This is a genomic window from Sphingomonas sinipercae (assembly GCF_011302055.1).
Lineage (GTDB): Bacteria > Pseudomonadota > Alphaproteobacteria > Sphingomonadales > Sphingomonadaceae > Sphingomicrobium > Sphingomicrobium sinipercae.
Map to the genome: position 1 here is coordinate 961,667 of NZ_CP049871.1, position 12,946 is coordinate 974,612.

Sequence of the window (12,946 nt, forward strand, 5' to 3'; positions counted from 1 at the left end):
GGACCCCCACTTGATAGCACTCATCGCCTTTTACCTGTTCGCGACCGTGACCATCGCTTCGGCGATCTGCGTCATTTTCGCGCGTAACCCGGTGCATTCGGTGCTGTGGCTGATCGTCGCCTTCTTCAACGCGGCCGGGCTGATGCTGCTGGTCGGGGCGGAGTTCATCGCGATGCTCCTCGTGATCGTCTACGTCGGCGCGGTCGCGGTGCTGTTCCTGTTCGTGGTGATGATGCTGAACGTCGATTTCGGGCAGCTTCGCTCCGGCTTCACCCGCAACCTGCCGCTGGGGCTTCTGGTCGCGCTCGTCCTGCTTGCGGAAATCGTCATTGCGGTGAACGCTTGGAAGGCGGGACCGATCTTGAGCGGTGCGGCGCCGCCGGCAGCCGAAGTGCAACCGAACATCATCGCTTTCGGCGAGCTCCTTTACAGCCGCTACCTGTTGCCGTTCGAACTTGCCGGCCTGATCCTGCTGGTGGCGATGATCGGCGCCATCGTCCTCACGCACCGAAGCCGCGGCGACACGCGCGGGCAAAAGCCGTCCAAGCAGATATCGCGCGTTCCCGGCGAAGCGGTGAAGAACCTCAATCCCGGCGTGGGCGAAGGGATGAAGCTGTGATCGGCCTGGTCCACTATCTCACCGTTGCCGCGATCCTGTTCGTGCTGGGCGTGCTCGGCATCTTCCTCAACCGCCGCAACGTCATCCTGATGCTGATGGCGATCGAGCTGATCCTGCTGGCGGTGAACATCAACCTGGTTGCGTTCAGCGCCTACCTTGGCGACCTCACCGGCCAGGTGATGGCAATGTTCGTCCTGACCGTCGCCGCCGCTGAAGCCGCTATCGGCCTTGCCATCCTCGTCATCTTCTTCCGCCGCCGCGGCTCTATCGCCGTCGATCTCGCCAGCCGGATGCACGGCTGATGATCCAGCTGATCGTCTTCCTGCCGCTGATCGCGGCCATCGTCGCCGGCCTTGGCGGGCGCTGGATTGGCAACGTTCCGGCCAAGGTCGTCACCACGGGTGCGCTTTTCGTTTCCTGCGCGCTGAGCTGGCCGATCTTCCTCGGATTCCTGTCCGGCGATTACCATGGCGGCTGGGTCGAACCGGTGCTGCAGTGGATCAATTCGGGCGACCTGCAGGTGCAATGGTCGCTGCGCGTGGACACGCTGACGGCGGTCATGCTCGTCGTCGTCACCACCGTCTCCAGCCTCGTCCACCTCTACAGCTGGGGGTATATGGAGGAGGACCCGAGCCAGCCGCGATTCTTCGCTTACCTGTCGCTGTTCACCTTCGCGATGCTGATGCTGGTGACCGCCGACAACCTCGTGCAGATGTTCTTCGGCTGGGAAGGGGTCGGCCTCGCGTCCTACCTGCTGATCGGCTTCTGGTATCACAAGCCCACCGCCAACGCGGCGGCGATGAAGGCCTTCGTCGTCAATCGCGTTGGCGACTTCGGCTTCAGCCTGGGCATCTTCGGCACCTTCCTCGTGTTCGGCACCGTCTCGATCCCGGCAATCCTGGCCGCGGCGCCCGGAATGGCCGGCTCGACCATCGGTTTTGCCGGCATGCACATCGACACGATGACCTTGCTCTGCCTGCTTCTGTTCGTCGGGGCTTGCGGCAAGTCGGCGCAGCTTGGCCTCCACACCTGGTTGCCGGACGCAATGGAAGGCCCGACCCCGGTCAGCGCGCTGATCCACGCCGCGACGATGGTCACCGCCGGCGTCTTTATGGTCTGCCGCTTGTCGCCGATGTTCGAGGTCAGCCAGGCGGCGCTCAACGTCGTTACCTACGTCGGCGCGATCACCTGCTTTGTCGCCGCCACCATCGGTACGGCCCAGAACGACATCAAGCGCGTCATCGCTTATTCGACGATGTCGCAGCTCGGCTACATGTTCTTCGCCGCCGGAGTCGGCGCTTACGGCGCGGCGATGTTCCACCTGTTCACCCACGCCTTCTTCAAGGCGTTGCTGTTCCTCGGCGCGGGCTCGGTGATCCACGCGATGCACCACGAACAGGACATGCGTTACTACGGCGCCCTGCGTAAGGAGATTCCGTTCACTTTCTGGGTGATGGTGATGGGCACGTTGGCGATCACCGGCGTCGGAATCTTCGGCGTCGGCTTCGCCGGCTATCACTCCAAGGATGCGATCCTCGAGAGCGCCTTCGCCAGTGGCAGCGTGGCAGGCGGCGTGGCCTTCTTCCTCGGTGGGGTAGCGGCGCTGCTGACCAGTTTCTATTCGTGGCGCCTGATCTTCCTGACCTTCTTCGGCAAGGCCCGCTGGGCCTCGTCGGAGCATATCCAGCACGCGGTCCATGGCGATCACGATCACCCGTCGGAAGAGCATGGCGACAGCTCTCACGCCAAGGGGATGCCGCCCGAAGGCACCGCCGGCTATCACCCGCACGAAAGCCCGCTGTCGATGCTCATCCCGCTTGGGCTTCTCGCGCTCGGCGCGATCGCGGCCGGCTTCGTCTTCAGCCACTATTTCCTGGAATCGGCCGAATTCTGGAACGGGAGCGTCGCGTTCGACGAGCATCTGGCCCACGCGATGCACGAGGCGCCGCTGTGGGTGAAATTCACCGCTACGGTGGCCATGCTCGCCGGGCTGCTGATCGCCTGGAACAACTACATCCGCCGTCCGGACGCCGCCGCCGGCTTCGTCCGAACCATGCCCGCGGTCCATCGCTTCGTGCTCAACAAATGGTATTTCGACGAGTTGTACGACCGGGTCTTCGTCCGGCCCGCGGTCTGGCTCGGCGGCCTGTTCTGGAAGCGCGGTGACGAGCAGACGATCGACCGCTTTGGGCCGCACGGCGCGGCTTATGCGGTTGGCGTCGGCAATCGGTTCACGACCCGGCTCCAGTCCGGCTACCTCTACAGCTACGCGCTGGTGATGCTGCTCGGCCTCATCGGCGCGGCGAGCTGGGCAATCTGGTGGGCGCAATGACCGGCTTGCCAATACTGTCCCTGCTGATCGCAGTGCCGATGATCGCGGCGCTCATCTGCCTGTTCGTCAATGCCAGCACGGCCCGCTGGCTGGCGCTGGCCGCGACGCTGATCGATTTCGCTCTTGGCATCGCCATGTGGGTCGGCTTCAACCCCGACCGAGCGCAATGGCAGTTCGTCGAAGCCGCGGACCTTGGCGGTGGCATCAGCTGGGCGCTCGGCATCGACGGCATTGCGCTGATGCTGATCATGCTCAGCGTATTCCTGATGCCCATCTGCATCGGCGCCAGCTGGCGCGCGATCGAGCGGCGCGTGCCCGAATACATGTCGGCCTTCCTGCTGATGGAAGCGCTGATGATCGGCGTCTTCGCGGCCCAGGACCTGTTCCTGTTCTACATCTTCTTCGAAGGCGGCCTGATCCCGATGTATCTGATCATCGGCATCTGGGGCGGGGCCGAGCGGATCAAGGCCAGCTACAAGTTCTTCCTCTACACGCTGCTCGGCTCGGTGCTGATGCTGATCGCAATGATCTACATGGCGACCACCGCGGGCACGACGAACATCCCGGCGCTGATGGCCTATGATTTCCCGCCGGAGGTGCAGCAGTGGCTATGGCTCGCCTTCTTCGCCAGCTTTGCGGTCAAGATGCCAATGTGGCCGGTCCACACCTGGCTGCCCGACGCGCACGTGCAGGCGCCGACCGCCGGGTCGGTGATCCTCGCCGGCGTGCTCCTGAAGATGGGCGGCTACGGCTTCGTCCGCTTCTCGCTGCCGATGTTCCCGGACGCTTCGGCGCAGTTCATTCCGTTGGTCTTCATCCTGTCGGGCATCGCCATCGTCTACACCTCGCTGGTGGCGCTGGTGCAGCGCGACATGAAGAAGCTGATCGCTTATTCCTCGGTCGCCCACATGGCGTTCGTCACCTTCGGCCTGTTCGCGCTGAACCGGCAGGGGATCGAGGGCGCGCTGATCGTGATGCTCAGCCACGGCCTCGTCTCGGGCGCGCTCTTCCTGTGCGTCGGCGTCATCTACGACCGCCTGCACACCCGCGAGATCGCGCAATATGGCGGGCTGTCGAACAACATGCCCGGCTATGCCCTGCTGTTCATGCTGTTCACGATGGCCAGCGTCGGGCTTCCCGGCACCAGCGGTTTCGTCGGCGAATTCCTGAGCCTGATGGGCACGTTCGAAATGTCCACTTGGGCAGCGATCGTCGCCACTACCGGCATCATCCTCGGCGCCGTCTACATGCTCTACCTTTACTGGCGCATCGCTTTCGGCGCCGCGCGCACTGCGGAGGCGGCGCAGATGGTCGACCTGTCCGCGCGCGAATGGTGGCTGCTGGCGCCGATCGCGGCCGGTGTGTTGTGGATGGGCGTCTATCCGGAAAGCTTCATGCGCCCAATGCGCGCCGATGTGGGCCGCCTGCTCGAGCGGCTGGAGCCGGCAACGCCCAAGGGTGACGCCAACCCGACCGCCGGCAAGGGAGCGCCCGCGCCCGCGCATGGGGAGGCGCACCACTAATGGATTATTTGGCTCCGATTTTGCCCGAAGCGATCCTCGCCATCGGCGGGATCGTGCTGATGATGGCCGCCGCTTTCGCCGGGCGGAAGGGCGCCGGCGCGATCAGCTGGGCGGCGGTTGCCTTGCTCATCGCGGCCACCGTCGCGCTGATCGGCGCGCCGTCCACCACCGGCCCGATCTTCGGCGGGCTGATGTCGGCCGACTGGTTCGGGTCGTTTGGCAAGGCGCTGATGTTCCCGGCCGCGGCCATTGCCATCCTGCTCGCCCACGGTTGGTTCGAGCGCGGCGCCGAGCACGGCAGCGAATATCCGGTGCTGATCCTGTTCAGCTCCGTCGGCGCCGCCGTCATGGTGTCGGCAACCAACCTGATCACGCTCTATGTCGGGCTCGAGCTGTTGAGCCTGTCGAGTTACGTGCTCGCGTCCTACCGCCGCACCGACGACCGCTCGGCCGAAGCGGGCCTTAAATATTTCGTGCTCGGCGCGCTTGCCAGCGGCATCCTGCTTTACGGCATTTCGCTGCTCTACGGCTTTACCGGCACGATGAGCTTCGCCGGCCTTTCTGCGGCCTTCGCGCGGGAGGGCACGCCGTCGCTCGGATTGCTGTTCGGCCTGGTCTTTCTGCTCGCGGGCATCGCGTTCAAGGCCAGCGCGGTGCCGTTCCACATGTGGACGCCCGACGTCTACGAAGGCGCGCCGACGCCGGTCACCGCTTACTTTGCGACCGCGCCGAAGATTGCCGCGATCCTGCTCGGCGTTCGCGTCTGCCTCGAAGGCCTCGGGCCGGCCATCGATGCGTGGCGGCAGATCATCATCTTCGCGGCGCTCGCCTCCATCTTCCTCGGCGCCGTTGCCGCCTATGGTCAGACCAACATCAAGCGGCTGCTTGCCTATTCGTCGATCAACAACGTCGGCTTCGCGCTGATCGGCCTTGCCGCCGGCGGACAGGCGGGTGCGGCATCGGTCTTGTTCTACATGGCGGTCTATGTCGTGATGACGATCGGCGCGTTCATCTGCGTGTTGTGGATGCGCGGCCCGGACGGCGAATCGGTCGAGGATCTCGCCAGCCTGTCGGGCCTGTCGCAAACCCGGCCCGCTTTCGCCGCCGCGCTTGCCGTCTTCATGTTCAGCCTCGCCGGGATCCCGCCGCTGTTCGGCTTCTGGGCCAAGCTGGTGGTGTTCAATGCCGCGGTTGACGCCGGGCTGTTGGCGCTTGCTGTCGCCGGGATCGTCGGCACCGTCGTCGGCGCTTATTATTACCTGCGCATAGTCAAGATCCTCTATTTCGACGATCCGGCCGGCACGATGCCGCGGGTGCGCGCTCCGCTGGAAGGCGCGCTGATGTTCATCGCGGCGGTTGCCGTTTCGCCGCTTGGCTACCTGCTGATCGGGCCGCTCAACGATCTGACCGCTCGCGCCGCGGGGTCGCTCTTCTGAGCCGAATCCGAATCGTCGAGCGGACCGGCTCGACCAACGCGGACCTCCTCGCCGACTCCAATAGCCGCGAAGGCGACTGGCTGGTCGCGCTGGCGCAGGACTCCGGCCGTGGCCGCCAGGGGCGAAGCTGGGTAGCCCAGCCGGGCAACTTCTTCGGCAGCACCGTCGTCGAGCTCAAGCCGGGCGACCCGGCGCCCCAGTCCCTGTCCCTGGTCGCAAGCCTCGCCTTGGTCGAGGCGGTGGACGTAGCGGCGCCCGGCGCTGCCACCATGCTCAAGTGGCCCAATGACCTGCTGCTCAACGGCGCCAAGTTCGCCGGCATACTGCTGGAGCGTTCCGGCGACCGGGTGATCGTCGGCATCGGCGTCAACCTTGCCGCCGCGCCCGCGCTTCCGGACCGCAGGGTCGATCATCTGGACGGGCGCATTACCCCGCAGGCCTTCGCGCCGCTGCTGGCCGGCAGCATGGCCAAGATGCTCGGCTTGTGGCGCGCGACCGCGCCGGATGCTTTTGCCTGCGCCTGGCTCGCCCGCGCCCACCCGGTCGGCACGGAATTGAAGGTTCATTCGGAGGAGGCGGAGGCGATCGAGGGCCGTTTCGACGGCATCGATCCCGACGGCACCTTGCGCCTGCGCCTGGCGGACGGCAGCGTCCGCGCCATTCACGCGGCCGACGTCAGCCTAAGCTAGAACGGGGATGCCCATGGCTTCCCCCGCGGCGGTTGAAGCCTCGCCACTCGCCAAGGTCAAGTTGCACCGCTAGTGGGGCGCAATGCTGCTCGCGGTCGATGCCGGTAACACCAACGTCGTCTTCGCGCTTGTCGACGGCGGGGAGATCAAGACGCGCTGGCGCATCGCCAGCGACCCGCGCCGCACCGCCGACGAATATGCCGTCTGGCTATACCAGCTGCTGGAGATCGAAGGCTTTACCAAGGCCGACGTCGATGCGGTGATGATCGGCACCGTTGTGCCGCGCGCGCTCCACAACCTCGAAGTGCTGGCCAGCAAGTATTTCGGCGTCGAGCCGATGGTCGCCGGCAGGGGCAGGGCAGGCTGGCCGATCCAGCTCGATGTGGATGAACCGCACAGCGTCGGCGCCGACCGAGCGCTCAACATCATCGCCGCCCACGCCAAATATCCCGGCGACATAATCATCGTCGATTTCGGCACCGCCACGACGTTCGACGTCGGCGACGCCGGCGGCGCCTACAAGGGCGGGATCATCGCTCCGGGCATCAACCTGTCGCTCGACGCGCTGGTCAACGCGGCTGCCAAGCTGCCCCGGATCGCGATCGCCGCGCCGGATGGGAACATGAGCGTCATCGGCCGAACTACCGAAAGTCAGATGCTGGTCGGCATCTACTGGGGCTATGTGGCGATGATCGAAGGCCTGCTCGACCGGGTGAAGGCCCAGATCGCGCAGCCGGTGAAGGTCATTGCCACCGGTGGCCTCGCCAACTTGTTCGACAAGCACAGCGACGCCTTCGACGCGATTGAGCCCGACCTGACCGTCCAGGGATTGAGCCTGCTCCATCAACGGATAGCAAACCAAACATGATTCCTGGAGAAGAGCTGCTGTTCTGCGCCCTCGGCGGTTCGGGCGAGATCGGCATGAACGTCAACCTGTACGGTACGCAGGGGCAATGGCTGATGGTCGATCTCGGCCTCACCTTCGCCGACCCATATTATCCCGGAATCGACCTGATCCTGCCGGAGCTCGAGTTCATCGAGAAGCAGCAGGACCGGCTGGCGGGAATCGTCCTGACCCATGGGCATGAGGACCATATCGGCGCGCTTCCCTACCTCGCGCACGACCTCAAGGTACCGCTTTACGCGACCCCGTTCACCGCCGCGCTGATTGCCCGCAAGCTCGAAGAGGAGGGGCTGACCGGCAAGGTTCCGCTGCACGTCATCGACCGCGACGGAAGCATCGAAGTCGGTCCGTTCAAGGTACGCTTCGTCGCGCTCGCTCACTCCATTCCAGAGGGCAACGGACTGCTGATCGAAACTGCTCACGGGCGAGTGTTCCACACCGGCGACTGGAAGCTCGACGAGACCCCGGTGCTTGGCAATCCATCGAGCGCGGAAGTGCTAAGCAGCATTGGCGACAAGGGCATCCTTGCCTTGGTCTGCGATTCCACCAACGTCTTCCAGGAGGAACCGTCCGGGTCCGAAGCGGGGGTGCACGTCGGGCTTCGCGAAGCGGTCGAAAAGGCGCGCGGGCGCGTGCTCGTCACCACCTTCGCTTCCAACGCCGCCCGGCTGAAGACGATCGGCGAAGTCGCGCTTGAAACGGGACGCCAGGTCTGTGTCGCCGGGCGTTCGCTCGACCGTATCCTCAGCGTCGCGCAGGCGACCGGCTACCTGCTCGATTTCCCCCGTCCGCTCTCCTTCGACGAGGCAATGCGCCTGCCGCGCAGCGAAGTGCTGATCGTCGCGACCGGCGGGCAGGGGGAGCCGCGCGCGGCCCTGGGCCGGATTGCGGCGGGCAATCACGACCTCAAGCTGGCGGCGGGCGACACGGTGATCTTCTCGTCGAAGATCATTCCCGGCAACGAAATCGGCATCGGCAAGGTGATGAACGACCTGTCGGACCTCGGCGTGCGGATCGTCACCGAACGCCAGGAACATGTCCACGTGTCGGGCCATCCCGGCCGGCCCGAACTTGCCGCAATGTACGGCTGGATGCGCCCGCAAATCATCGTGCCCGTGCACGGCGAGGCTCGTCACCTTAACGAACACGCCCGTTTCGCGGTGGCCAACGGCGTGCCCAAAAGCGTCATCCAGCAGAACGGCGACGTCATTCGTCTCGCGCCCGGCGAGCCCAAGAAGGTCGGCGAAGCGCGCGTCGGCCGCCTGGTTCTCGACGGCGACGTCATCCTCCCCGCCGACGGTGGCACGATCAACGAACGGCGGCGGATCAGCTTGAGCGGGCTAGTCACCGTCGTGCTTCCTGTCGGCGGCGACGGCAAGCTTGCCGGCGAACCGCACGTGCGCCCGTTCGGCGTTCCGGTCGAAGAGGACCGCGACGATTTCATTGCCGATGCAACCGATTCCGCCACGCGCGCCTTCGACAGCGGCAAGGGCGAGGAGCAAGTGCGCGAAGCGGTCCGGCTTGCCGTGCGCCGCTGCGCCACCGCGTGGACGGGCAAGAAACCGCTGGTCGAGGTTTCGATCGTCAGGGTCGGCCGCCGGTGAAGTGGACGTCGATCGTTGCGATCTACTTTCTGTTCTTCGTCGCCAGCGCCTTCATCCTGCTGCCGTTCGGGGTGAAGACCGATGAGGAAGTGGGCAATTCGCTGGTCGCCGGACAGGCCGACAGCGCCCCGCATCGGTTCGAACTCGGGAAGCACCTGGTCCGCGCATTGCTGCTCGCCGCGGTGCTGATGGCGCTTTACTACGCCAACTACGTCAACGGCTGGATCACCGCCGACGACCTCGACTTCTACAACTAACGGCGGCGGTCGATGGCCTGGGCGAGGGCGGCATAGAGCTTGCCCATGTCCGAGGACATGAGCGTGACCGCGATCATCCCGCCGTCGCGCTCCGCAAGCACCCGCCGAAGCATCGATTCGAAGTCGTGGACGTAGCGGTTGACCGACTGCTGGAACTCACCGTCGCCTTCGTAATGCGACCGGATCGCCCGGCTTTCGCCACCGTCGAGTAGCCGGACCGCGCGGCGGGTGAAGATTCCGCGATTGCCCTTCAGGTAGGAATCCCAGGCTTTTTCATCGACTTCGTCGGACAGGATCTTGCCGACGTCGATCGATGCCGAGTGCATGGAATCGATCAGTAGCGACACGCGCCGGGCAAAGTCCTCGCTGGCCTTCTCACGGTCCGACTCGCGTTCGCGTTCCAGGTGCTGCTCCAGCGCGTTGGCGCTCTGGCCAAGCGTCAGCATCTGTTGGGTCAGCCGCTCCGTCGCGTTGCGGGCCGACTCGACCGCACCCGCCGCAATCCCCTCGACTTCGCGCAGCCGCTCCTGGATCGTGTCGGCGATCACCCGTTCCAGCGCCGTTCGCGTGGCGTCGGACAGCGCTTCGGCGCTTTGCGGGATGACGCTTGCAATCGCTTCGCGCGCCCGCTCGGCAGCGTGGGCAGCGGCTTCCTTGATCTGCACCATCGCCGTGACCAGCCCAGGCCCCGTCTCCGCGCCGAAGGTTTCGGCCTGTGCGTGCGCCTCTTGGATCGCTTGCGACAATGCCGCCAGCCGGTCCTCCGCGGTGCCAGTGCCTTCGTCCAGATGCGCGAGCAACGCCGAAAGCCGGTCCTGCTGCTCGCCGATGCCGTCGGCGCCCGCGACGATCCGCTCGCTCGCTTCGCGGCTGGCGTCGCGCAGCCATTCGACTTCGGGGCGTAAGCGCCCGGTCGATTCCGCAAGCCGGTCGGCATCGCCCAAGGCGCCGCCAAGCGCTCCACCAAGTTCGTCGCGCACGTTCGCGCACAGCCGGTCGATGCCGCTGCGCAGCGCGTCCGTGCGATCGACGAGCAAGGAGATCGTCTGGTCCTGCCCCTCGGCCGCCTGGGCGAGGCCCTCGAGCTCGATCCGCGATCGGCCCAGTGCCTTGACGAAACGGCTGGCCCGCTCGTCGCCGCTCTCGCTGAGGGCGGCAAAGCGCTGCTCCAGGTCGCCAAGCGCCAGGTCGATGCCGGCGACCATGCGCTGCGACGTGCGTTCCTGCTCGGCAACCTGCGCGGACAGGGTTTCAAGCGCGCTGTTCGCGGCATTGAGGTTGCTTCCCAGCGCCTGCGACGCTTCGACCCCGGCCCGGCCGAAGCCGGCGGAAGCTTGCGCCACCAGCGCCGATACGGCCGCGCTTTGCGAATCGATGCCGGTGCGGATCTGCGCCAGCGAGTCCGCTGTCCGCTCGAGCAAGGCATCGACGGCGGCGGTAAAGCGCGACTCGGCATCGCCGACCTGCGCGGCCGCCGCGGCGCCGGCGCTTTCGATATGGGTGAGATGCGCGACCATCCGTTGGGCGGCGGCGGCGACGATCTCGTCGGCTTCCCGCGTTCGCGCGCCGATCGCGGTCACTTGCTCCGAGAAATCGGCGGCGCGGCCGGCGGTTTCGGTGCCGCAGGCGCGCAGCTCATCCGACATCGAACGGAAATGCTGCTCGGCGCGCGGCAAATCCTCGAGCATCACGGCCAGGTCGTTGCGGGCCGATTCGGCGGCGCGGTCGAACAGTATTGCCTGCTGCGCCAGTTTCTCGGTGCGTGCGCCCAGTTCGCCGCTGGTGGCGCCAAGCCGCGCCGTCGTCTCGTCGCCAAGGCGCATCAGGTTTTCGGCCATCGCGCTCAGCTCGCTGCGGCTGTCGCCAATCCGCTGCGAGAGGACGCCGAGCAGCCCTTCGAGCGAGCGCGCCTCGGCCCGCATTGCCACGACCGAACGGGTGAACCGCTCCGCTTCCTTGCGGCGGGTCCGGCCGAACATCAGCCAGACAAGGCCCAGCAGCGCCAGTGGGCCGGCCGCGACCGCGACCCATTGGGCGATAGCTGGCGACGTCAGCGCCTCGCGGGCAAGCGCCCGGCCCGCCGACCAGGCGGTGTAACCGATCCACAAGGCGGCGAGTAGCGACAATGCCCAGCCAAGCACGGCCCGCCCGCCGGCGCCATGGAGGTCGCCTTCCGCCCGGCTCTCGTCCCAGCGCAGGGTGTCGAAGCCTTCGTCCAGGCTCTCGCCCATCGGCATTGGCTCCTCGCGGAGAGGGGGCTCGGACGGCGCGTGCGGCTGCGGGTTAATCATGGTCGTGCAGTTTACCACCTTTGACCGCGCGCGAAAGCGATTAGAACGTGGGTCAGGATCGGGGAGGGACATGGGGCTCGGCGCTCTCATCGGAGCTTATCAGGAAGACGATTCCGGCGGCTTGCGCGCATTGCTTCCGCTCGCCGGCAGGACCCTGCTCGAATATCAGGTGCGCTGCGCCGCTGCCGCCGGCGCCGCACCCATCGTCGTCCTGGTCGACCGGATCCCGCCGGCGCTCAACGAGGCCTTGGAGCGGCTCGAAGGCGAACGCCTGCCGGTGACCGCCGTCACCGATGCTAATGAGGCCGCCAGTCGCTTCGGCGCGGGCGACCTCGTCCTGCTGCTCGCCGATGGGGTCGCGGCCCCGCCCGAGCTCGTTGCCGCCGCCGCCGCGGAGGAAGAGCCGACCGTGCTCACCCTTCCGGACGATCCCGACCATGCCGAATTCGAACGCCTCGACGCGGCGTCCCGCTGGTCGGGCATTGCCGTCGTCGATGCGCAGGCAATCGGCGCCACCGCCGCCATGCTTGGCGATTGGGACCTGCAATCGACCCTGCTTCGCCGAACGCTCCAGTCGGGCGCGCGACTGTTGGCGATTGCCCCCGGAGCGGCGGAACCGGTGCTCGCTTTTTCGGCGGACGATATCCACGCGCTCGACCGCCAGCTGATCGTCTCCTCGCGCCGCGGCAGGCGCGACTGGGCGAGCCGCTTCGTGCTGCCCTTGGTCGAGGACTTCGCCACCGAATCGCTGCTCGCGACGCGAATCGCGCCGGAACGGCTGATTGCCGCCGCTGTGCTGGTGACGATCGGCGCCGCGGCGGCTTTCCTGCTCGGCTGGCGATGGGTTGGCCTCGCCATGCTGGTCGTGTCCACGCCACTGGACCTGATTGCCCGCCGCCTCGCCGCGCTTCGCCTGCGTCCATTGTCGGTACGCTCCCATGCGCGGCGACTGCTGTGGCCCGCCGCCGGCTTGGCGATGCTCGCCCTCGGCTGGTGGATATGGCGCGATGACGGACAGTGGGGCGCGCTGCTGGCCGCCGCCGTCGCGGCTGCCTTTGCGGAGGCTTTCAGGGTCGAACGGGGCAGGACCGAGCTGCCGGGCCAATTGTGGCTCTTCAGCCGTCGCAACGCGATCCTCGGCTTCGTTCCGTTTGCCGCGTTCGGCCTGTGGACACTGGGGCTGGTCGCGCTCGCCATTTATGCCGCGGTCAGTTTCTTCATCGCCCAGTTCGCGCAACATCGTTTAGGCGCGGAGTTGACCGCGCGTTAACGTCGTTCGGATACTGAAGGT

At 66.3% G+C, this 12,946-nt stretch carries 11 protein-coding genes; 10 read left to right on the plus strand and 1 reads right to left on the minus strand.

Going from position 1 to position 12,946, the window contains the following annotated elements; all coding sequences use genetic code 11:
• The first annotated feature begins 10 nt into the window (after window positions 1-10).
• The 9 genes from G7078_RS05015 (at window position 11) to G7078_RS05055 (ending at window position 9,364) form a co-directional block, all read left to right on the plus strand.
• Complete coding sequence (locus G7078_RS05015) at window positions 11-619, plus strand: NADH-quinone oxidoreductase subunit J (RefSeq protein WP_166093628.1); 609 nt, start codon at window positions 11-13, stop codon at window positions 617-619.
• Complete coding sequence (nuoK, locus tag G7078_RS05020; RefSeq protein ID WP_166093630.1) at window positions 616-921, plus strand: NADH-quinone oxidoreductase subunit NuoK; 306 nt, start codon at window positions 616-618, stop codon at window positions 919-921. Before G7078_RS05015 ends, nuoK begins: the two co-directional genes overlap by 4 nt.
• Window positions 921-2,951, plus strand: a complete 2,031-nt coding sequence (nuoL, locus tag G7078_RS05025; protein ID WP_166093633.1) for an NADH-quinone oxidoreductase subunit L — start codon at window positions 921-923, stop codon at window positions 2,949-2,951. The genes nuoK and nuoL overlap by 1 nt, the downstream gene beginning before the upstream one ends.
• A complete protein-coding gene (locus G7078_RS05030) occupies window positions 2,948-4,474 on the plus strand; it encodes an NADH-quinone oxidoreductase subunit M (protein ID WP_166093635.1) in 1,527 nt (508 codons plus the stop codon). Before nuoL ends, G7078_RS05030 begins: the two co-directional genes overlap by 4 nt.
• Window positions 4,474-5,910 carry an NADH-quinone oxidoreductase subunit NuoN gene (gene nuoN / locus G7078_RS05035; RefSeq protein ID WP_166093637.1) on the plus strand — a complete coding sequence of 479 codons (1,437 nt, stop codon included), beginning with the start codon at window positions 4,474-4,476 and terminating at the stop codon, window positions 5,908-5,910. The genes G7078_RS05030 and nuoN overlap by 1 nt, the downstream gene beginning before the upstream one ends.
• 11 nt (window positions 5,911-5,921) lie before the next feature.
• Entirely contained in the window at window positions 5,922-6,599 is a 678-nt protein-coding gene (locus G7078_RS05040) for a biotin--[acetyl-CoA-carboxylase] ligase (RefSeq protein WP_246166529.1), read from the plus strand.
• Between the two features lie 82 nt (window positions 6,600-6,681).
• Window positions 6,682-7,467, plus strand: a complete 786-nt coding sequence (locus tag G7078_RS05045) for a type III pantothenate kinase (RefSeq protein ID WP_166093639.1) — start codon at window positions 6,682-6,684, stop codon at window positions 7,465-7,467.
• The gene (locus G7078_RS05050) at window positions 7,464-9,107 is read left to right on the plus strand and encodes a ribonuclease J (protein WP_166093641.1); all 1,644 of its coding nucleotides are present in this window, start codon (window positions 7,464-7,466) and stop codon (window positions 9,105-9,107) included. Before G7078_RS05045 ends, G7078_RS05050 begins: the two co-directional genes overlap by 4 nt.
• The gene (locus G7078_RS05055; RefSeq protein WP_166093642.1) at window positions 9,104-9,364 is read left to right on the plus strand and encodes a DUF1467 family protein; all 261 of its coding nucleotides are present in this window, start codon (window positions 9,104-9,106) and stop codon (window positions 9,362-9,364) included. Before G7078_RS05050 ends, G7078_RS05055 begins: the two co-directional genes overlap by 4 nt.
• Here G7078_RS05055 and G7078_RS05060 read toward each other — a convergent pair.
• Complete coding sequence (locus G7078_RS05060) at window positions 9,361-11,595, minus strand: coiled-coil domain-containing protein (protein WP_166093644.1); 2,235 nt, start codon at window positions 11,593-11,595, stop codon at window positions 9,361-9,363. The two genes, G7078_RS05055 and G7078_RS05060, sit on opposite strands and share 4 nt — an antisense overlap.
• Before the next feature lie 130 nt (window positions 11,596-11,725).
• Between G7078_RS05060 and G7078_RS05065 the strand changes: the two genes are divergently transcribed.
• On the plus strand, window positions 11,726-12,925 hold the full coding sequence (locus G7078_RS05065; RefSeq protein WP_166093646.1) for a hypothetical protein: 1,200 nt from the start codon (window positions 11,726-11,728) through the stop codon (window positions 12,923-12,925).
• Window positions 12,926-12,946: the final 21 nt, after the last annotated feature.